Raw genomic sequence first — 20,528 nt, 5'->3', positions numbered from 1 at the left:
CGGAGCCGGGCCCCAGGATCCGGCAGATCCCCCGACGCGTCCCTGAACCGCTCTCAGGGAAGCCCTCTCACCGATGCAGCTCGCCCCGGGACACCGCCGCGGCCAGATCGTCGCCGGTGGTGCCGAAGAAGGTCCGCGCCCAGACCGAGTCCTCGTACCAGTACGGGCCGTCCTTGCCGGGCAGCGACGCCGGTGCCGAGCGGCGCTTGAGGGCCTGCCGGCACTCGTTGCACAGCGGCAGCGTGAGCGTGGTGCCGTCCGACTCCACCTTGGTCGGCCGACCGGACGAGCGACCGTGCAGCGGGTTGAAAGCGCACAGATCCGGTACGGCGTCCACCTTCCGGTCGGCTGCGACCGCGACTGCGGCGTCGTACTCCCGCCGTGCCTTGTCGAGCAGCACCATCGCGCCGACCAGGTCGACGAGGTCGGGCGACGTGTCGAGCACCTTCGACGCGGCGGCGTGGTCGTCGAGCGCGGCCTGCTGGTGGACAAGCCCTGCGCCTTCGGCGGTCGGCAGCGCGGCCAGCTCCGAGCCGAGCCTGGTGAGCTCGGCATTCGTCTCCTGGGTCAGGCGCCGGCGCCGCTCGGCCGCCACCGTCGCGGCCACGTGCGGCGGGATCCGGAACGTCTTGGACCCCGAACCCCGGCTGCGCCCGATCAGCAGACCGAGACCGACCAGGACGACGAGACCGCCGACGATCGACAGCGCGACGATCCACCCGTGACCGCCTGGGTCCGAGATGCCCCGTGACGGCCGACCCGACTGCGGTCGGTTCGAGGTCTTCGGGATGCCCGGTTGGGCGAGCAGCTCGTACATCCGGGTCAGCACCTCGGTCGGCCCGGCGTCGTACCCCGTGTCGGCCAGCGCGCGCGTCCGCGCCGCCTCCAGCTTCTCCTCGCTGACCTGTGAGACGTCGCGCGCCTCGTACCACGGGAAGCGGCTGCCGCCGTCCACCACGACGTACAGCCCCGGCTGCCGGAGCGCGTCCATCACCAGGGTGAGTGCCGTACTCTCCTCGCCCTGGAACTCGTCGCTCGGGGTCAGCGGCAGGACGACGGTGTAGACCGGGTACCCGAGGGCCTTCGCCTTCGTCCGCAGGTCGTCCAGCAGCTTCGCGGGCAGCGCCGTCTTGTACGCCGGGTCGACGTAGACCGGGTCCTTCTTCAACGCGGTCGCGATCTCTTGCGCCCGCTCCGCCGGGGTCCGCGCAGTACCGGCCTCGGCCGGAGCCGCGACGAGCAGCGTCAACGCCGCCGCGAGGCAGGTGAGGAGAAAACGGGCCTTCACGCGCGTCCCTTTCGTCGTGGGCGGGACAGCGCCGCCACGATCAACACGATTCCGCCGAGGAGACCGCCGCCCATCAGGCCGAGCACGGTGCCGCCGAGGCCGTTCCCGATCGCCTTGCCGACGGTGAACTTCTCCACCGGTGCCGAATCCTCCGGCTCGGGCGGCAGCGGCGCGGTCCGGGCCGGCTTCGGCGTGCTGTACGTCGACTCCCGCAGGCCGTCGAGGTACTGCGAGAGCTGCTTGCTCAGCGCCTCGTCCCCGTCCGCGTAGGTCCACGTCGGCACATACGCACCGAGTTGGTGCGCGACGCCGTACGACCGGTCGCCGTCCATCACGACGTACACGCCCGGCTTGCCGTTCGCGGCTGCCAGCCGGCCGGCGAGCAGCGTGGTGTCGCCCTTCTCCGGGAACCATTCGCCGCTCGGTACGACGGCCACGAAAACGGGCACCTTCGCGTTCGAGATCACCTGCAGCGTCGCCTCGCGGTCCGCGATCGACGTGAAGTCCGGGTCGACGTACAGGTTCTCCTGCGCCCAGGCCGCGACCGCGGCGGTGATCCGGGGATCGGTCGGGGTCGCCGCCGACGCAGTCCCCGTCAGCAGCACAACTGTTGCCGTCAGCAAGAGGACGAGCCGTCTCATCGGACATCCTCCTTCCGGCCGGTGATGCGGTCGGCCAGGTCGTCGGAGAGCGCGCCGAAGCCGGTCGCGACCATCGGGCTGTCCTCCGGGTCGAGCGTCCAGTACGGCACCCCCTTGCGGTCGCCACCGAGCAGCCCGGACTTGGCCGGCACCAGCAGACCGCGCGGCGTATCACCTCGGCGTACGACGCTGGCGCACTGCTGGCAGGCAGGTACTTCGACCTCGTCCGACCAGTCGACCTTCGCCGTTCCGGGGTTGTGCGTCGGGTCGAAGAAGCACGGTGGCTGGAGGGCCGCGCCGGAGGCGATCCGCTCGGCCTGCCGGGCGAGCACGAGCGCGCCGGCCGACGCGAGGACGTCCTCCGGCTGGTCCGCGCGCAGCGTCCGCGCCGCGTCGAGCCGGCGGTACGCGTCGTCGCGCTGATCCAGCAGTTTGGTCGTCTTGTTGCGACGCCGGTCCAGTCGCCCGAGGGCCCGTTCGGCCTGCTTGATCTTGCCGTCCGCCTTGAGCTGCACGTCCCGCGGATCGACCGCCCGCTGACTGGATCCCGAACGCTTCGGCGCGCCACGACGCCGCAGTGCGATCACCAGGGTCAGCACCAGCCCGAGGAACCCGCCGACACCCAGGCCGACATACGCGGCCCGGTCCGACTTGTCGGTCACCGAGAGGCCGCGGTGCGGGCGCTCCGGCTCCAGATCGGCGGCTGGGACAGCCGGCAGCGCGCGACCGTCGTACGCCGTCGACGCATACTGGATCGTGCGGACGATCTGCGGCGCCGGACGATCCGTGAGGAGGTCGAGGCGCTGCTTGTCCTCGGCCCGCACGCTGGTCAGGTCGCGGCCCCGGAGCCCGCCCTGCCGGTACAGCTCCGCGCTCGTCGACCAGTAGTTGTCGTCCACGAGCGCGACCAGGTACAGCCCCGGTTCACCGACCCGCGCGTGCAGCAGGGTCGGCCAGTCGAGTCTCTTCTTCGCCAGGTACGGCGTGCGCGGCACCAGCGCGACGTACACCGGAAGGCCCGCGGTGCGCATCGCGCCGCGGATCCGGTCCAACTCGGTCGCGGGGATCGCCAGCCGCGGGTCGACGGACAGGTGATCGGTGCGCCAGGCGGCGGCGATCCGGTCGGGCGGCTCAGGCGTCTCAGCACGCGCCGGTAGGGCGGGGAGGAACGCGACTGCCGCGAGCAGGGCGGTGAGGAATCGAACGGGCATCGCGGACAGCGTACGACGACCGAGCCTGGACACATTCACACGGACGCGCGCACACATCGACTGGTTCCACCCGGGTGAGATTGGGCGCGACCCTGGCTCGGACAGGGGAGACCAAGCCAGGGTCACGGTGTTTCAGGACAGAAACGTTGCTACACCATCACGCTCCGCAACAGGGCAGATCGTGGGGCAACCTGGGGCAGATCAGCCGATTTCATGCCCCGAGTTTGTCCTGAGCATCCTTGCCCCGAGCAATTCTTGCCCTGAGCATTCTTGCCCTCGGCCCCGAACCTCCGGCTCGACCCGCGCAAGTGGCCGAGCCGGAGGAGTCCGGGATCAGAAGGCCGACTCCGGAAGGTCCATCACCTCGAGGTCGGTGAGCTCGGCCTTGATCCGCTCGGCGCGGACCGACGGCATCGTCGAGCGCACGAACCACTGCGCCGCCGCGACCTTGCCGGTGTAGAAGTCCTGGTCGGCCGGGGACAGCTCGCCGCCCAGCTTCTCCAGCGCGACCTCGGCCTGCCGGAGCATCAGCCACGAGCAGACCACGTCGCCGAGGACGAACAGCAGCCGCGAGGTGTTCAGGCCGACCTTGTAGACGTTCCGCGGGTCGCCGTTCTCCGCCTGCGGGTTGGCGGCCATGAGGGCCTGCCCCATGATGCCCAGGATCTTCTGGGTGTCCTCGAGGCCCTTCGCGAGCAGCCCGCGCTCCTCCTTGAGCCGCCCGTTGCCGGCCTCGGAGGCGACGAACGCCTGTACCTGCTCGGCGAGGTGGCCGAGCGCCTTGCCCTGGTCCTTGATGATCTTGCGGAAGAACAGGTCCTGGCCCTGGATGGCGGTCGTGCCCTCGTAGAGCGTGTCGATCTTCGCGTCCCGCACGTACTGCTCGATCGGATAGTCCTGCAGGAAGCCGGAGCCGCCGAACGTCTGCAGCGACTCGGTGCCGAGCAGCGTCCAGGACTTCTCCGAGCCGTAGCCCTTCACCAGCGGCAGCAGCAGGTCGTTGACCCGCTCGGCGAGGTCGTCGTGCTCACCGGCGTACCGCGCCTGCTCGGCCCGGTCCTGGTACGTCGCCGTGAACAGCACGAGCGCCCGCAGCGCCTCGGCGTACGCCTTCTGCGTCAGCAGCGAACGCCGTACGTCGGGGTGGTGGGTGATCGTGACCCGCGGCGCGTCCTTGGCCGGGTTCGTCATGTCGGCGCCCTGGACCCGTTCCTTGGCGTACTCGAGCGCGTTCAGGTAGCCCGTCGACAGCGTCGCGATCGCCTTGGTGCCGACCATCATCCGCGCGTACTCGATCACCTGGAACATCTGCGCGATGCCGTCGTGCACCTCGCCGAGCAGCCAGCCCTTGGCGGGAACGCCATCGCCGAAGGTGATCTCGCAGGTGGTGGACACCTTGATGCCCATCTTCTTCTCGACGTTCGTGACGAAGGCGCCGTTGCGCTCACCGGTCAGCTCGCCGGTCTCGAGGTCGAAGTCGTACTTCGGGACCACGAACAGGCTCAGGCCCTTGGTCCCGGGACCGCCGACGCCCTCGACGCCCTGCGGACGGGCCAGCACCAGGTGGACGATGTTCTCGGTCATGTCGTGCTCGCCCGAGGTGATGAACCGCTTGACGCCCTCGATGTGCCAGGAGCCGTCGTCCTGCAGCGTGGCCTTGGTCCGTCCGGCGCCGACGTCGGAGCCGGCATCCGGCTCGGTCAGCACCATGGTGGCGCCCCAGCCGCGCTCGATGATGTGGTGAGCGATCTTCTTGTCCCGCTCGGTCCCGTTGCGCCAGAGCACGTGCGCGAAGTTGGGGCCGGCGGCGTACATGTGCACCGGCGGGTTGGCGCCCAGGACCAGCTCGGCGGCGGCCCAGCGCAGCGACGGCGGAGTCGGCTGACCGCCCAGCTCGGCCGGCAGTTCGAGCTTGAACCACTCGGCGTCCATGTAGGCGTGGTAGCTCTTCTTGAACGCCTCCGGCATCCGGACCTCATGGGCCTCCGGGTCGAAGACCGGCGGGTTCCGGTCGGCCTCCGCGAAGGACTCGGCCAGCTCGTGCTTGGCCAGCCGGTCGATCTCCGCGAGCACCTCGCGGGCGGTGTCGACGTCCATATCGGCGTACGGGCCCTGACCGAGCACGTCGCCCCGGCCCAGCACCTCGAGCAGGTTGAACTCGATGTCCCGCAGATTCGACTTGTAGTGAGTCACAGACACTCCCCAACTTTACTCGCCAGTAACTTAAGTATATACCCGCCGGTAATGAGGGCAAAGGGAGATTGACTGTGAGGTATGAAGTTGATCTACGAGACGCACGCGACCACGGTCGACAACGAACGCGGGATCGCGACCGGTTGGTTGCCGGGTGAACTGTCGGCCGCGGGCCGCGAGCAGGCGCGGGAACTCGGCGAGCGCCGGCGAGAGGTCGATGTGGTGTTCAGCTCGGATCTGCGGCGCGCCGTGCAGACCGTCGAGCTGTCCGGGCTCACCGTGTCGCACTTCCAGGACTGGCGGCTGCGCGAGTGCAACTACGGCGAGCTGAACGGCGCGCCGCGAGACGCGCTCGAGCCGCGGGTCGAGCGCGTCGGTACGCCGTTTCCCGGTGGCCAGTCGTACGACGACGTACTCGAACTGACGCGCTCGTTCCTCGCTGACCTCAAGCGATGGTACGAGGACCAGGTGGTGCTCGTGGTGGCCCACTCGGCGAACCGCTGGTCCCTCGAACACCTCGTGGGCAGCCGCGCCCCGATGGAGCAGTTGGTTGCCGACGGCGTCAACTGGCAACCGGGCTGGGAGTACTGACCGGGATGGCCGGCTCGGTTGGCCGACCATCCCGTTGTTGTTTCAGCTTCTGCGTGAAGGCGCTCATGTACGACGACGTGTCGGACTCGGTGAGGTTGTACGTGAGGAAGACGCCGTACCCCTCGCTGACCGTGCGTTGGGCGAGGCTTGCGGCGGTCGAGGAGCTGGTGGCGGTGTACGACACGGCGGCGGGGGACACGCGCGACTTGGCGCTCGGCGCGGACGGGACGCCCCAGGTGCCGTAGTACGGGTTCCAGCCGTAGTCGAAGGTGTCGACGATGCTCTGGCCGTTGTAGGTGAGCCGGTCCGCGGCCGGGCCGATGTCGTAGAGCGTGATGAGCTTGTTCGGAAGCTTCGCGCGGAGCGCCTGGACCAGGTAGACGAACGAGAAGTCGTTCGGCTGGCCGGTGCCGTTGTTGCCGTACTCGGCATACTCGTCGTCGAAGTCGATGCCGTCCAGGCCGTACTGGTTGACCGCGTCCGCGAGTTCCTGGGCGAAGGCCTCGGCGGACGCCTGGTCCGGGAAGTTCGCGAACCCGGCGCCCTGGTGGTTGCCGAGGATCGAGAGCAGGACCTTGATGCCCTTCTGCTGCAGCGGCCGGACCTGCGTGGCGACGTTGTCCAGCACGCTCTGGACCTGCTGGTTGAAGGACAGGTACGCCTTCGTGCCGTCGTAGTTGATGTTCGCCGCGAAGATCACCGCGACGTCGATCACCTGCGCGCCGCCGTTCGCGAGCGTGTACTTGCCCGCGTTCAGCATGCTGTGGTCGTTGACCTCGATGTACGCGACGGTGACCGGTCCGGTCTTCGCGCGCGGGCGGCGCTTGTCGGCGGCCTCGGCGGGCAGCGCGGCACCGGTGGCGGCCGCGGCGGTCCCGACGGCCAGAGCTGACAACAGGGTCCTTCGCTTCATGAGCTGATCGACTCCTCGTCAAACGATGGGCGGTATCGCTATATCGGTTAAGTGGTCGTCGCCGCCTGGCCGAACACCCAGACGGCGACGAGAGATAAACCGGTATAGCGACACCGATCATCGATCGGCGAATACCCGGTGTCAAGAGGTCGGGCTACCGGGGCTGCAGCGGCAGGACGCTGAGCTTGGCGGGGTCAACGGATGCCGGCAGGACCAGCACGCTGACGCCATCTTTGAAATGCAATGGGGTGTACTGGTGCCGGCCCTTCGCGTCGGCACCCGCGGACCAGCCGGCCGGCTGGCCGACGTCGGCCGTGACGAGCACATTCGTACCGCCCTTCGATGCCACGTGGCTGGGTAGGCGGCCGCCGGCCGGCAGCGGGTACAGCACCACCGGCACCGACGGATTACCTTTGTTGTCATCGGCAACGAAGGCGACGAGGGTGTAGACCCCCTCCATGGCCAGCTTGACGTTGCCCCGAGGATGCACCTCGTAGTGTTGCGCCACGATCGCGATCCGGCCGGCCGGGGTGTTCCCCGCCCAGTAGACCTTCGGGTCGCCGCGCAGCGCGCCGGTGACGGCGGAGTCGCGGACGGAAAACAAACCGCTGCTGGAACCGCGCCAGGTAGCGAGCACCTTGTCGAGGTAGGCCTTGTCGCCGGCGAGATCGCCCCGGGTCAGTCCTTGCATCAACGACTTGTACGGATCATCGGCGGCCGGCGTGACCGGCGCGGGGCTGGCGGCCGGCTGGTCGTTCGTGCGGCCGTCGAGCAGCCCCGGGACGACGACCGCGCCGCCGACGAGCGCGGCTGCGGCGAAGGTCGTGCCGGTCAGGATGGCGGATCGGCGCCGCCGGACGCGACGGGTGCCGCCGAGGCGGGTGCGGTCCAGCAGGTCGGACGGCGCTTCGACGTCCTCGACGATGTCGATCAATCGCTGCTTGAGATCAGTCATCGGAGTCCCTCCAGGATGGTGGGTTCAGTGATCAGCCGGAGCCGGTCGAGGGCTCGCGAGGCCTGGCTCTTGACCGTGCCGACCGAACAGCCCAGTACGTCGGCGGTCTGCGCCTCGGTCAGGTCCTCGTAGTACCGCAGGACGATGACGGCGCGCTGCCGCGGCGGCAGCTCCTGCAGTGCGGCCAGCAACTGGTCGCGGATGGCGAAGTTGTCGGAACCGTCCGGGGTAGCACGGTCATGGTCGGCCAGGGCGACCTCGGGTTTGCGTCCCCGGCTGCGCCAGCGGTTGGCAGTCAGGTTCGCAAGGGTCTTGTGCGCATATGCCTCGGGAGCGCTGTGGATCCGCCGCCAGCGGACGTAGATCCGCTCGTACGTCTCCTGGACGAGATCCTCGGCCGCCGCCCGGTCGCCGGTCAGCAGTACGGCGGTGCGCAGCAGCCGGGTCGCGCTGCCGCGGACGAAGTCGTCGAAATCGTCTCCCCGGGTGACCATCCGCCCCTCCTCGGTCAGTCGGCCTGTCACCGAGAATGACACCGGCGGCGCGCGGAAGGTTGCCTCCGGGCTCGCCTACCTGGGAAGTTATGCACGAAGATGAGTCGGAGGGGCGGGAGAAACTTACGGGGGCCTTTTCTGGAGGAGGACCCGATGAGCACTGTTGACCAGGCCACGACGGCGCGCACCAGGCGGTCACTGGTCGCCGGGACGGTCGGTAACTTCGTCGAGTGGTACGAGTTCGGTGCCTACGGCTTCTTCGCCACCGTGATCGCGGCGAACTTCTTCAGCAGTACGGCGACCAGCGACGCGGAGAGCTTGATCAAGACGTACGCCTCGTTCGCGCTGGCGTTCTTCTTCCGGCCGATCGGCGCCGCGATCTTCGGCCGGGTCGGTGACCGGATCGGGCGGCGGCCCACGCTGATCCTGGTGCTGCTGCTGATGACGCTGTCGACCACGCTGATCGGTCTGCTGCCCACGTACGCGAGTGTCGGCGCGGCCGCACCGTGGTTACTGACGCTGGTGCGGGCGTTGCAAGGGCTGTCGGCGGGTGGTGAGTTCGGCGGCGCCGTGTCGATCATGACCGAGTTCGCGCCCCGGACCAAGCGCGGCCTGTACGGCGCCTGGCAGTCGTTCACGGTCGCACTCGGCCTGCTCGCGGGAGCCGGACTAGCGGCGATTCTCGCGACCACGTTGAGCAAGGAAGCATTGTCGGACTGGGGCTGGCGGGTGCCGTTCCTGGTGGCGCTGCCGCTCGGCCTGGTCGCGCTGTGGCTGCGGCTCAAACTGGACGAGACGCCGAGCTTCGCACGGGTCCAGGAGCAGCCGCGCCCTGCCCCGGCCGGTGAGGTGGCCAAGGCGATCGCGCTCGGCATCGGCCGGCTGATGGGCTGGTCCGCGGCCGGATACACGTTCCTTGTGGTGATGCCGTCGTACCTGCAGGCGACCCTGCACGCGACGTTCCAGCAGGCCTTGGTCGCGACCGTGCTCGCGAACACCGGGTTCGCGGTCTCGATCCTCCCGGCCGGGTGGTTGAGTGACCGGATCGGGCGGCGGCCGGTGATGGTGGCCGGCGCGGCGCTGGTCGTCGTACTGGCGTTCCCCTTGATGAACCTGCTGCAGGACAAGGAGTCGGGCAACGCCGCCAAGGGGCTCGCGGTGTTCGTGGCCGGGCTCGTCGTGGGGCTGATGGCGGGCCCGGGTCCGGCGATGCTCGCGGAGATGTTCCCGACCCGGGCGCGCTACACCGGGCTCGGGTTGGCGTACTCGCTGTCCAACGCGGTCTTCTCGGGATCGGCCGGGCTGATCATCACCGAGTTGATCAAGCGGACGAAGAACGTCGACATTCCGGCCTGGTACGTGGTGGTCACGTGTGCCGTCAGTGTGATCGCATTGCTCACACTGCGAGGCGACGACTACCGACGGGAGCTGCGGGACTGACATGCGAGTCATCGGATTGATGTCCGGGACGTCGTACGACGCGATCGACGCCGCTGCTGCGGACCTGCGGCTGGACGGCGACGAGTTGGTGCTGACGCCGTTGGGGATGTTGAGTCAGCCGTATCCGGACGAGCTGCGAGCGGCCGTTGCGGCGTCGTTGCCGCCGGCGTCCACCTCGGTCGAGCAGGTGTGCAAGCTCGACACCGGGATCGGGCAGTCGTTCGCGGCGGTGGCGGGGCAGGCGGTCGAGCAGCTCTGCGGTGGGTACGCGGACCTGATCGTGTCGCACGGGCAGACGGTCTTCCACTGGGTCGACAACGGGGCGGTGCGCGGAACGCTGCAGCTCGGGCAGCCGGCCTGGATCGCGGAGGCGACCGGCGTACCGGTGGTGTCGGACCTGCGAGCGCGGGACGTCGCGGCGGGTGGGCAGGGGGCGCCGCTGGTCAGCATTCTCGACGTGCTGTGGTTGCGCGGGCGGCCCGGCGTACCTGTGGCGCTGAATCTCGGCGGGATCGCGAACATCACCGTCGTCCAGGACGAACCGGTTGCCTTCGACACCGGTCCGGCGAATGCGCTGATCGATGCGGTCGTGACGGAGCTGACCGGGCAGCCGTTCGACGCGGACGGGGTGATGGCGACGCGCGGGCAGGTGCATGACGAGTTGCTCGCGCGGTTGCTGGCCGAGCCGTACTACGCGCGGCCGGCGCCGAAGTCGACGGGGAAGGAGCTGTTCAACCTCGCGTACCTGGCCCAGGCGATGGAGGGACTGCCGGTGATCCCGGCGGAGGACCTGGTCGCGACTGTGACCACGCTGACGGCGCGGACCGTGGCCGACGCCGTACGGCGGTACGGCGGGACCGAGGTGGTGGCGTCGGGTGGCGGGATCCGGAACCCGGCGCTGATGCATCTGCTGGCGGACGAGTTGGACGTTCCGGTCCGGACCACCGACGAGCTGGGGATGCCGTCGGCGGCGAAGGAGGCGTACGCATTCGCCGTACTCGGCTTCCTCACCGTCCACGGCCTCGGTGGAACAGTTCCGAGCTGCACCGGCGCCGGACACTCGAGCGTCCTCGGCTCGGTCACCCCCGGTCTGGGCGGACTACCGACCATCTCAGTCGAGGCACGACCACCCGTGCGCCTCCTGCTCGAGTGACCGCACACTAGTCCTGTGACGAGATTGTTCGTGGTGACTGGGGCACCTGGGTCGGGGAAGTCGACGGTCGTGCCGGAGCTCGTGCGGCTGAATCCTGGGAACCTGGTCGTGATGGACATGGACGAGCTGCTGGACGACGACGGCCGGCTGCTCGGGCTCGACATCGCGAGTCCGATGGCGGCGCCGATCTGGCCGGCGTACAACGCGCTGTGGCTGCGGATCACCGAGCTGATCCGGCGCTCCGGCATACCGGTCCTGCTGCTGTCCCCGGCGCAGCCGGCCGAGCTGCCCGAGGGCCGGTGGCTGCACCTGGACTGTCCGGACGCGGTACGGCGGAAGCGGCTGGCGCGCCGTGGCTGGCCGGAGTCCCAGATCGACGAGGCGATCGCGGATGCGGCCGAGATCCGTAAGCTCGTACCGCGCTCGGTGCGCGGGGACGTCTCGCCGGAGCGGGTCGCGAGGAGCATCCTGGACTGGATCCGCGGGGAACGCTTCGGCAAGACCCTGAGCCTGTGGGGCCGGTTCCGGAGTTGACCTTCGAGTTGGTGCAGGGATGAAGGTCGGGCCCATGAGGCTGACGATCAGTGAGTTCGCACGGCTGGTGGGACTGGCGCCGAGTGCGCTGCGGTTCTACGACGACTGCGGTCTGCTCCCACCCGCCGAGGTCGACGCGACGAACGGCTACCGGTACTACGACAAGTCGCAACAACCGCGGGCCCAGTTACTCCGCGACCTCCGCGAGATCGACCTCCCACTCCCCGACGTCCGCCTCGCCCTGGACGCTTCTCCGTCGGAGGTCGCCGACCTGGTCCGCGCCCACCTCCGCACCCTGGAAGCGAAATCCACCGCCACCCGCACAGCCGCAACCCGCCTCCTCACCAACCTCCTCTCCCAAAAAACCACCGCCCTCCTAGGCGGCCCCGAACTAGCCAGCGCCATCCGCCAAGTAACCCCCACCGCAGCCCCACCGGGGGAGGAGGACCTGGGGCTGGTGTTGAGCTGTGTGCTGATTGAACTGGGGCCGGACGAGGTTACGTTTGTTGCGACGGATCGGTATCGGCTGGCGGTGCGGACCGTGCGGCCGGTGGAGTTCGGCGGGGTGGCGGCGCGGTTGCTGGTACGCGCCGACGAGCTGGCTCAGGTAAGTAGGTGGGCTGCAGCGGGGGACGTCGTACGGGTAGAGGTGAACGGCGGTCTGACACTGGTGCGAGGAGACGAGTCGCGTGAACTGCAGACGGTTGATGCGGAGTATCCGGCGTACGGTCAGATCCTCGACGGCCTGACGCCGCCGGCGTGCCGCGTAGTAGTCGATCGCCTGCGTTTGCTGGACGTGCTGGCGGGCCGCGACGTCGTTGCCTTAGACATCGATCAGCAGAGTCTGCGGATCGGCGACGAGGTGAAGCTCGACGCGATCGGGACCGGTTCGGTGCGGATCGGGTTCACCGCAAGCCTGCTGGCGGCCGCGCTCGAGGCGAGTGTCGGGCCGGACGTGCTGCTCGAGATCTGTGAGCCGGCGCGACCGGTCGTCGTACGGTCGGCCGACCAGGGCACGTTCACCACCCTCGTCATGCCCGTCCGGCTGGACGGGTGAACCGGTCGTACTACGGCTGGCTGGCAGGTTCGACACTCTCGGTTCTCGGCGACACCGCGCTGTTCTTCGCGCTCGGCTGGGCCGCGACGGGCATCGGCCCGCGGGTCGCCGCGCTGGTGCTGACGGGGTTCACCCTGCCCCGCGCCGTACTCCTCCTACTCGGCGGCGTACTCGGTGACCGCATCGGTCCACGCCGCCTGCTGCTCGCCTGCACCGCGATCGTCGGCTCGTGCTGCTTCTTGCTGGCCGTCGCTGTCGGGATCCGCGGAGTCTCGGCCGGCCTGCTGCTGGCCACATCGGTCGTCGTCGGCACCGTCGACGCCTTCGCACTACCGGCCGCCGGCGTACTCCCGCGGCTGTTCGTGCCCGAAGATCAGTTGCCCAAGGCAATGGCGTTGCGTACGTCGGCCACCCAGCTCATCACCCTCGCCGGCGGACCGATCAGCGGTCTCCTCGTCGCGACGGTCGGGCTGGTCGGGGCACTCACCCTCGACGGCCTGACGTTCGCCGTCCAGTTCGCGGTCCTCCTGATGCTCAGACCGCCGTACGACGTGACACCGCAGCGCGTCCGCCCCTCGGTGGTCCGCGACGCGGTGGACGGACTCCGCGTGGCTGTCCGCGATCCCGTACTACGGATGATCCTCGCGGTCGTCGCGCTGGTCGCAGCCTTCGTACTACCGGTCACGTCCCTCTGCGTCCCGCTACTCGCCCGCTCAAACGGCTGGGAAGCCAAGCAGGCAGGCTTCGTGGTGGCGGGCAACGTCGCCGGCGGACTGCTGGTCACAGTCCTCGTCGCACGCTTCGGCACCTTCACCCGAGCCGAACTGACCGGCGGCCTCGGCTGCCTACTCGCCGCACTCGGAATCGCCGGCCTAGCCCTAGCCCCTTCGGTCCCAGCCGCCATCGGCGCAACCCTCACACAAGGCGTAGGCATCGGCCTGTTCACCTCACACCTAGCTCCCCTCTTCGTCCGCAGCACACCACGATCCCACCTGACCCGCCTCCAATCCCTCCTCTCCCTGGCCCAAACCGTCCCCCTGATCGCCTCGACGAACCTCCTGGCCACCCTTCCCATCCACCAATCCCTAACCCTCACCGCCACCACAACAGCCCTAGCCGGCCTGATCCTCCTCAAACTCAAACCATCCGACCGCCTTGTGGCCTTGTAAGACGATTCGTCTTACAATTGGTGTCATGGCTGACACCATCACGATTCGCACCGACGCGGAGACCGAGCATGCGCTGGACGTGCTGACACGCGACGGCAGCTCGCGGTCGGCGGTCATCAGGCGGGCCGTCCTCGAAGCCGCGGTCCGCCACGAGCGGGCGGCGGCGATGCGTCGCGAAGTACTGCGAATGCACATCGGTGATCCGGACGGGATCGACGTCGGTGCCGAACTCTCCCGGGAGCGGGACGGCGAGCGCTGATGATCTACCTCGATTCGGCCGCGATCGTGAAACTGGTACATGCCGAGTCCGAGTCGCACGCCCTGCGTCAGTGGCTCGATGAGCGGGCGGAGGTGGGGTGGGTGAGTTCGGTGCTCGCGGAGATCGAGTCGTTCCGCGCCCTCGCGCGGCATGTTCCGGAGGCGGTCTCGCGGCTGCCCCGCGTGCTCGACCTGATCGACCTCCTCGAGCTGGATGCCGGTGCCCGGATCCTTGCGCAGACCGTGCGGCCGGCGACGGTGCGGAGCCTGGACGCCATCCATCTCGCGACCGCGTTGCGCGTCCAGCCGCTCACGTCGTTCGTCACCTACGACAAGCGCCTGGCCGACGCGGCCCGAATCGCCGGACTGACCGTCGACGCCCCCGCGAGCCATTGACAATATGTTGTCGTCATGACAGCATGTTGTCTATGAGAACAGCATATGTGGCGGTGTACGAGACGTTGGCGGACTGGGAGATCGGGCATTTGGTGGTGGAGCTGCGGACTGGGCGGTTCACCGGGGTGCCGTGGAACGTGGTGACGGTGGGCGAGACGTTGGAGTCGGTGGTGACCATGGGTGGGATGCGGGTCGTGCCGGACGTGACGATCGCGGACGTGACGCCCGACGCGGGAGATCTGCTCGTGCTCGCCGGGTCGGGGCAGTGGGATGTCGGTGGTGGTGAGGCGTTCGCGAAGTTGGCGGGGCAGTTCCTCGATGCCGGCGTACCGGTTGCGGCGATCTGTGGCGCGACGGCCGGTCTGGCTCGGGCGGGGCTGCTCGACGAGCGGAAGCACACGAGTGCGGCCAAGGAGTACCTGCAGGCGACCGGGTACCAGGGTTCGGAGCAGTACGTCGATGCCCGCGCGGTCGTCGACCAGGACCTGATCACGGCGGGACCGGACTCGCCGGTGCAGTTCGCGCGGGCCGTCATGGAGCGGCTCGAACTCGCGGACGAGCCGAAGCGCGAGGCGTACGAGGGCGTGTTCCACCGCGCCGACCCGGCGGCGTACGCAACGCTGGTCGGATGACGGCGAAGGATCAAGCGGGACCGGCCGAGCGCGCGGCGGCCGTCCCGCCCCGTGCGGAGTGGCCGGAGGTCGGTAAGCGGTCCGAAGGTGGTGTGGTCTTGACGGACGTCGTCCTCGCCACCTTCCGGCTGAACGCGCGGCTGATGGAGGCCGCGCAAGGCTTGGCGGCGAACGGCGGGATCACGGCGGCCTGGTGGCAGGTGCTCGGCGGCGTCCTCGACGAGCCGCGGTCGGTCGCCGACGCGGGCCGGATCATGGGTGTCAGTAGACAAGCCGTGCAACGGATCGCGGACCTGCTGGTCGAACGTGGTCTCGCGGAGTACCGGCCCAACCCGGCCCACCGCCGCGCGAAGCTCCTCGCCTGCACCGAGGCGGGCTACTGGGCGATCCGGCAGATCTCACTTGCTCAGGGCCCGTGGACCACCGAACTCGCCAAGGCCGTCGACGTCGACGACCTCCGTACGACGCTCAGCACGCTGCAGACGCTGATCACCAAGCTGGAAGAAGGTTGACCGCGAGGCTCCGCCCGTAGGTCTGCCGCGTGGTGAACGTCAGTCGCGTCCCGGTGGCCGTGCGCGTCACCTGAACCCCGTCGACCGGTGCCGCGGGCCTGAGGTACTGCGCCCGCAGGTTGACCGTGACGCTGTCGCGCTGCGTCGTCGGATCGGAGACGGCGACCTGCACGCTCGAGGACTGTCGACGAATAAGCAGTGAAGCCGGACCGTCGATGCTCAGCCCCGGGAGGTTATGCGGGCCGGGAGTGAACGTGTTGACGGCGGTGAGGCGCAACCCGAGGTGCTGGATCGCCTGCATTTTCATGGTGTTCGAGAGCGTCGCGATCCGGCCGTGCTGATACGACTTCAAAGCGGAATCCGTTGCGTTGGGCACCAATGCGTAGGCGAGTGCGCGCTTCGTGCCGGCCGGTTGGGTGACGGTGAGCGCGAAGACCTGCTTGGTGACCGCGGTATCCGGATTGGAGGTCCGCACCACCCGGCGGCTCCGGGTGACTGTCCGGAGATCTGCCGACAGTTCGGTCGGCTGAAGGAAGTAGTAGCCGACGGACACGGCGCCGTTGGCGTAGCGAAGCCACCGCGGTTCCCCGGTGCCGGTCCAGGTCTGACCGTCACGTCGTACGCCGGTGATCCTCACGGGATCGGTGGCGCCGGCGATGCGGGTGTCGAGAGTGGTCGTCACCGCGCGGGTCGCGTCGCCGACACCGGCTGCGAGTACGACGATCTCGTCGTCCAGCAGGAACCACGACTTGGTCGCCGACGCGTTCTGGTAGACCACGAAGTCGTCCGGCAGGCTCGCCCGCGACGCGTACGCGAAGTCGTCCGACTGCACCCAGCCGACCGCGCCGTACGCATCGAGCGTCGCGCCACCGGAGTATTCATTCGTCCCGACCGGGAAGTAGACGTAGGTGTTCTGGGCCTCCGACGACGGGGTGAAAGTCGGCGGGTTGTCGTAGTACGCCGTCCCGTACAGCTCCGGGATCGACTTGCGTGTCTCGACCGGCGCCGTCACGCCGCCCAGCGCGTACGGCGACACCGTGGTGAAGTAGTCGACGCCGAAGGACTGCGTCTGATCCTGACCGGCGAGGTACAGGTAGTGCGCGCCGTCGCCCTGGAACCACGGCATCAGGTTCTCGCCACTCATGTACTCGTACTTGCTGATCCGCGACGAGTTCCGCGCCAGCGCGAACGCATATCCGGGCCTGCGATGCACCGTCCGGTCCATGGCGTTGAACGCCGTCGTACCCGCGGCCGGGTTGAGATCGGCCGGGACGATCGCAGGATCGTTCTTGATGTCCGCGAACCGCCCGATGCTCACTGGTGAGACGAAGGAATTCACGTTGATCGTCGGCCGTGCGGTGAACTTCGCGAAGGCCTTCAACCGCTGGGAATCCGCTCCGGTCGCGTAGTCAGCGAGGTCGACGATCGCCTCGACGACGACCGCGACGTCGTCGTACCCGGTCGCCGTCCGGGACACCGCGCGGCCCTTGACGATCTCCATCATCCAGCCCTCGAAGATCAGCGGCGCGAACCCGTGCTCGACCCAGCCCTGCACCACGCCGACCAGGTCGTCGCTCTGCGCGTACTCCGTCCCGGCGAGCACCTTGATGGTCTGCACGACCCTGCTGAGCAGGCCTTTTCCGTACGAGCCCGTGTAGGCGACCGACGCGTGCTGGATGAACGAGCCGTCCGCGTAGTACCCGTCGGTGACGCCGTGCTGCAGGTTGTACGGGTCGACGGTCGCGAACACCGTGAACTGGTCCTGCAACGCCTTCCGGACCCGCGCGTCGTCGTTCAGGAGAGCGCCCTGGAGGACCCGGTTCGCGGTGATGTCGACGAGGTTCGCGCCGGTGTGGAAGCGCGAGTCGAGGTCGACGTCGCCGTCCTTGCCGTTGCGCAGGTACGCGTCCATCGAGGCGACGTACCGCGTGATCAGGTCGGCCGGGGCGTCGATCAGGGCGAGCGTCTTCGACACATACGTCGAGATGCCGATCTCCCAGGTGAACCAGTTGCCGTAGTACCCCTTCGACTGGTCGCCGTAGTAGTTGTCGTGCATCCAGACGAGCTTCTCCGCGATCCGCGCGCGGACCTGCGCGTTGCCCTGCAGGTCCGAGGCCGGTCCGGGCCGCCGGTAGGCGAGGGCGATCTCGTAGAGGTGCTGGTACGACGAGCTCAGGTTCGGATCGCTGGTCCCGAGTGGGAGGCCCGCGAACAGCTCCCCGCTGCCGGCGCGGTCGAGTGCGGCCAGCCAGGTACGGGCGGTGTTGTCCATCGCGGTGACCTTCGCGGCGACCTCGGGGCGCGCGTTCGACTCCGCCGTACCGGCGTAGATCGCGATCGCGTTGGCCAGTAGCTGGCTGGGGTCGGCGTTCACCGCAGCCCTGCCGGCGCGCGCGGCCGGAGCCGGGTTGACCGCAGTCAGCAACGCGGTCGCAGGGACAAAGGACAGCAGACGACGGCGGGTGAGATCCACTGGTACTCCCGGGCGGATGGGAAAACTTAACCAGCGAAGTCAATCAGTCGGAACTATCCTTCGACAACCGCTGACTGCTCAGTAAGACATGAGATCGTTCTGCTCGTGACCACTCGCACGGCGCCCGACAGCCGTCTCGCCTCTGTACTGCGGTTCGCGACTGAGCTGATCGCGTGGGTCGGAACACCGTGGGCGATCGCTCCGCACTCCGTCCTGCTCGCGATCGTCTCGGTCGTCGTCCTGATCGGCCTGCCGACGGTCTTCCAGACCCGGGGTGACAAGCCGCACGTCGTCGTACCGGTCCCCGGCTTCGTCACTGTCCTGCTGGTGCTTCTGCAGTTGGTCGCCGCAGTGGTGGCCGCCTGGTTTGCCTGGCCGACTGCTGTCGCACTCGTCGTCAGCGTGCTCGCGGCTGGATGTGTGGTGACGGAGCAGCCACGGTGGCGGTGGCTGCTGTCCCGTCAGGCGCCGCCGGCGCCGACTAGTTGAGGGTCTATTGAGAGGACCTGTACCGCGTCGCCGGTTGACTTGGCCGGGATCACAACGGCGACCTGGTGCAGGTAGTCCTGGTGCAGGGTCTGGGTGTACTTGACCATGCTGCTGAACGCGGTGGCCTCGCCGCTGGTCCAGTAGGCGTTCGAGCCCGGCTCGACGCGTTGCAGGTACCGCTCGGTGAGTGACAGGAACACCAGCGCGTCGCCGGACTCCGTGATGAACGTCAGCGGGACACCGGACGGCGCGAACGTGTCGGTGACGTCGGCGATGTACGGCTCCGCGGTGTCGGCGGCCTTGGACTTCGCGCGCAGGTCGAGCATCTTGGTCAGGCTGGGGGTCGGCGTGAACAGCTGCGACTGCGGCGCGTTCTTGCCGCCGGTGAGGTACGCCGCGAGGTCCTTCGCGACTGCCTCGGGCCGGCCCTGGAGCTTGCTCAGGTCGTCCGCGTCCGGGGTACGCAGCCCGTCGACGGACGGCAGTTCCACGGCCTTCGGCGGGTAGACCGAGTGCGTCAGCAGCCACGGGCTCCCGGCGCTCTCCCGCTGCCAGACGCCGAGCTGACGGTTCCCGGGCGCGTCCGAGACGCCGGAGCTGACCACGAACCGCATCGGGTACGAGGCGAACTGCGGCGCGCCGATCTCCGGGTCGGTGTAGCTGAACGGCTTCGAAACGTCCTTGCCCGCGGCGTCGAGCTTCCGGCCGATCAGGAAGCCCGCCTGGGTCTGCGCGAGGGTCGGGTTGCCCTCGATCGTCGCGGCCAGCTTCCCGTCGCGGGTCTTGTTCGCCTGGTTGTTCAGCTGGTTGTACCGCTGGACGACGGCCTGCGCGTCGGCGAGCGTGACGGCCGGGCGGGAGTCCGCCGCCGTCATCGTGTTCTTCGGCGGCATCAGCCCGCAGCTGGTTGCCGTCAGCAACATCGCGCCGCTGGCCAGCAACGCCGCCGTCCGCCGCACAGCCTCGTCGCTTTTCACGAACTCCGGCGAGGCCGCCAACGGAACGGTCTCCTCCGCAACGCTCTCGGTGGGCTCATCGACAGGTTCGGCGTACGTCGTCTGCGCAGGCTCGTCGTACCGCTGGGAGGCGCCCGCCCCGATGAGCGCGGGCGACTTGGCCCGCGCGATCGCGGCAGGCGACATGAACATCGGTGCCGCCGGCACAGCAGCCGCCGGCCGAACCGGTGCCGGCCGCACAGGCACCTGCCGTACGGGCGCCTTCACCGGAGCTGGAGCCGGAGCCGGGCGGACCTGTGCCGGAGCCGCGGTCACGGCGGCCGGTGCCGTCTCGTTCACCGCCTGCTCCTTCTTCGCGGCGACCGGGGCGAACGGGCTGACTCGATCGGGGGCGAAGGGGGAGACGCGATACGCCGGAGCGTTCTCCTCCTCTGCGCGCTGGACCGGGGCCGTCGTCACCAGGACCGGGATCCGGGTGTTCGTGATGACCGGGATCTCGGTCGTGTCCGAGATCTCCTTCACCACCGAGCGGCGGCGCAGTACCAAGGCCAGGCCGAGCGCGAGCACCACGATGCCGGCCCCGAGGACCAGCAGGCAGATGCCGAACAGGCGGTGCACCTCGATCCCGAACGAGACCTGCGCGCCGACCGCCGGCGTACCGTCCGCGTTCATCACTACCACGTCGTACAGCCCGTCCTGCATCGGCCAATTGACGGCCTGCGAGCCCGGCGCCGACTGCGCGACCCACCAGTCCAGCTCGCCGGGCGGCGTCAGCTTCTTGGTGTCGCCGCGCAGCTCCTGCGTGCCGAACGTGGCCGGCGGCTCGAACTGGATCAGCCGGGTGTGCGCGGTCCCCGCGAGGTAGTCGCGCACGTCCAGGTCCTGTCCGACGCCGATGAACAGCGGCTTGTCGCCCGACGCGCTCATGCGCAGTGTCGGGCCGTGCCGGTCGAGGAGGGACGGGGCGGTGACGACCGCGAGACCCGTACTGGCGAGCTCGCGGCGAGGTGTCGTGATCGTGTTGTCCGGGCCGACGAGCCAGAAGGCCGCGACGGCCCCGGCGATGGCGGCGAGCAGGCCTGAAAGTGCCAGCAGCAGACCGAAGGTGATGCGGGCGAAACGCATGAAGAGGCTCCCGTTGTCCGACGAGCCCGGCCCACGGACGGGTGCACC

At 68.9% G+C, this 20,528-nt stretch carries 20 protein-coding genes; 11 read left to right on the top strand and 9 right to left on the bottom strand.

Going from position 1 to position 20,528, the window contains the following annotated elements; genetic code table 11:
* Window positions 1-67: 67 nt before the first annotated feature.
* The 4 genes from EV137_RS15745 to EV137_RS15730 all read right to left on the bottom strand — a co-directional run bounded on the left by EV137_RS15745 (window position 68) and on the right by EV137_RS15730 (window position 5,333).
* Entirely contained in the window at window positions 68-1,288 is a 1,221-nt protein-coding gene (locus tag EV137_RS15745) for a hypothetical protein (protein WP_134129800.1), read from the bottom strand.
* Window positions 1,285-1,929, bottom strand: a complete 645-nt coding sequence (locus EV137_RS15740) for a hypothetical protein (RefSeq protein ID WP_134129799.1) — start codon at window positions 1,927-1,929, stop codon at window positions 1,285-1,287. Before EV137_RS15740 ends, EV137_RS15745 begins: the two co-directional genes overlap by 4 nt.
* Entirely contained in the window at window positions 1,926-3,140 is a 1,215-nt protein-coding gene (locus tag EV137_RS15735) for a hypothetical protein (RefSeq protein WP_134129798.1), read from the bottom strand. The genes EV137_RS15740 and EV137_RS15735 overlap by 4 nt, the downstream gene beginning before the upstream one ends.
* 333 nt (window positions 3,141-3,473) lie before the next feature.
* Window positions 3,474-5,333, bottom strand: a complete 1,860-nt coding sequence (locus EV137_RS15730) for an acyl-CoA dehydrogenase (protein WP_134130807.1) — start codon at window positions 5,331-5,333, stop codon at window positions 3,474-3,476.
* Between the two features lie 81 nt (window positions 5,334-5,414).
* Between EV137_RS15730 and EV137_RS15725 the strand changes: the two genes are divergently transcribed.
* Window positions 5,415-5,924: a histidine phosphatase family protein gene (locus EV137_RS15725; protein ID WP_134129797.1), complete on the top strand. Its 510-nt coding sequence runs from the start codon at window positions 5,415-5,417 to the stop codon at window positions 5,922-5,924.
* Here EV137_RS15725 and EV137_RS15720 read toward each other — a convergent pair.
* The 3 genes from EV137_RS15720 to EV137_RS15710 form a co-directional block, all read right to left on the bottom strand.
* On the bottom strand, window positions 5,896-6,837 hold the full coding sequence (locus tag EV137_RS15720) for an endo-beta-N-acetylglucosaminidase H (RefSeq protein WP_134129796.1): 942 nt from the start codon (window positions 6,835-6,837) through the stop codon (window positions 5,896-5,898). The two genes, EV137_RS15725 and EV137_RS15720, sit on opposite strands and share 29 nt — an antisense overlap.
* Window positions 6,838-6,991: 154 nt before the next feature.
* The gene (locus EV137_RS15715; protein ID WP_134129795.1) at window positions 6,992-7,792 is read right to left on the bottom strand and encodes a hypothetical protein; all 801 of its coding nucleotides are present in this window, start codon (window positions 7,790-7,792) and stop codon (window positions 6,992-6,994) included.
* Window positions 7,789-8,286: a SigE family RNA polymerase sigma factor gene (locus EV137_RS15710; protein ID WP_134011922.1), complete on the bottom strand. Its 498-nt coding sequence runs from the start codon at window positions 8,284-8,286 to the stop codon at window positions 7,789-7,791. The genes EV137_RS15715 and EV137_RS15710 overlap by 4 nt, the downstream gene beginning before the upstream one ends.
* 153 nt (window positions 8,287-8,439) lie before the next feature.
* On the opposite strand from EV137_RS15710, the gene EV137_RS15705 reads away from it, so the two are divergent.
* Genes EV137_RS15705 through EV137_RS15665 form a run of 9 tightly spaced genes read left to right on the top strand, consistent with a single transcriptional unit; the run spans window position 8,440 to window position 15,437 of the window.
* On the top strand, window positions 8,440-9,726 hold the full coding sequence (locus tag EV137_RS15705; protein ID WP_134129794.1) for an MFS transporter: 1,287 nt from the start codon (window positions 8,440-8,442) through the stop codon (window positions 9,724-9,726).
* 1 nt (window position 9,727) lies between these two features.
* On the top strand, window positions 9,728-10,879 hold the full coding sequence (locus EV137_RS15700; RefSeq protein WP_134129793.1) for an anhydro-N-acetylmuramic acid kinase: 1,152 nt from the start codon (window positions 9,728-9,730) through the stop codon (window positions 10,877-10,879).
* Window positions 10,880-10,894: 15 nt separating this feature from the next.
* Window positions 10,895-11,413 carry an AAA family ATPase gene (locus tag EV137_RS15695; RefSeq protein WP_238175352.1) on the top strand — a complete coding sequence of 173 codons (519 nt, stop codon included), beginning with the start codon at window positions 10,895-10,897 and terminating at the stop codon, window positions 11,411-11,413.
* Window positions 11,414-11,447: 34 nt separating this feature from the next.
* Window positions 11,448-12,470 (top strand): DNA polymerase III subunit beta family protein, encoded by a 1,023-nt coding sequence (locus EV137_RS15690; RefSeq protein WP_134129792.1) that lies wholly within the window; start codon window positions 11,448-11,450, stop codon window positions 12,468-12,470.
* Complete coding sequence (locus EV137_RS15685) at window positions 12,467-13,639, top strand: MFS transporter (RefSeq protein WP_134129791.1); 1,173 nt, start codon at window positions 12,467-12,469, stop codon at window positions 13,637-13,639. Before EV137_RS15690 ends, EV137_RS15685 begins: the two co-directional genes overlap by 4 nt.
* A 25-nt stretch (window positions 13,640-13,664) precedes the next feature.
* Complete coding sequence (locus EV137_RS15680) at window positions 13,665-13,898, top strand: ribbon-helix-helix protein, CopG family (RefSeq protein ID WP_134129790.1); 234 nt, start codon at window positions 13,665-13,667, stop codon at window positions 13,896-13,898.
* Window positions 13,898-14,293 (top strand): type II toxin-antitoxin system VapC family toxin, encoded by a 396-nt coding sequence (locus EV137_RS15675; protein WP_134011934.1) that lies wholly within the window; start codon window positions 13,898-13,900, stop codon window positions 14,291-14,293. Before EV137_RS15680 ends, EV137_RS15675 begins: the two co-directional genes overlap by 1 nt.
* Window positions 14,294-14,325: 32 nt before the next feature.
* The gene (locus EV137_RS15670; protein WP_134011936.1) at window positions 14,326-14,925 is read left to right on the top strand and encodes a DJ-1/PfpI family protein; all 600 of its coding nucleotides are present in this window, start codon (window positions 14,326-14,328) and stop codon (window positions 14,923-14,925) included.
* Window positions 14,922-15,437 (top strand): MarR family winged helix-turn-helix transcriptional regulator, encoded by a 516-nt coding sequence (locus EV137_RS15665; protein ID WP_134129788.1) that lies wholly within the window; start codon window positions 14,922-14,924, stop codon window positions 15,435-15,437. The genes EV137_RS15670 and EV137_RS15665 overlap by 4 nt, the downstream gene beginning before the upstream one ends.
* Here the strand turns inward: EV137_RS15665 and EV137_RS15660 are convergent.
* Entirely contained in the window at window positions 15,415-17,910 is a 2,496-nt protein-coding gene (locus EV137_RS15660; protein WP_134129787.1) for a polysaccharide lyase family 8 super-sandwich domain-containing protein, read from the bottom strand. The two genes, EV137_RS15665 and EV137_RS15660, sit on opposite strands and share 23 nt — an antisense overlap.
* A 105-nt stretch (window positions 17,911-18,015) precedes the next feature.
* Between EV137_RS15660 and EV137_RS15655 the strand changes: the two genes are divergently transcribed.
* Window positions 18,016-18,399, top strand: coding sequence for a hypothetical protein (locus tag EV137_RS15655; RefSeq protein ID WP_202871008.1), 384 nt, complete (start codon window positions 18,016-18,018; stop codon window positions 18,397-18,399).
* Here the strand turns inward: EV137_RS15655 and EV137_RS15650 are convergent.
* Window positions 18,372-20,480, bottom strand: coding sequence for a DUF8094 domain-containing protein (locus tag EV137_RS15650; RefSeq protein ID WP_134129785.1), 2,109 nt, complete (start codon window positions 20,478-20,480; stop codon window positions 18,372-18,374). The genes EV137_RS15655 and EV137_RS15650 overlap by 28 nt on opposite strands.
* Between the last annotated feature and the right edge of the window lie 48 nt (window positions 20,481-20,528).

The organism is Kribbella pratensis, assembly GCF_004366075.1.
GTDB classification, from domain to species: domain Bacteria; phylum Actinomycetota; class Actinomycetes; order Propionibacteriales; family Kribbellaceae; genus Kribbella; species Kribbella pratensis.
The sequence above is the reverse complement of the archived record's forward strand: the minus strand, read 5'-3'. Positions and strand labels throughout refer to the sequence as shown.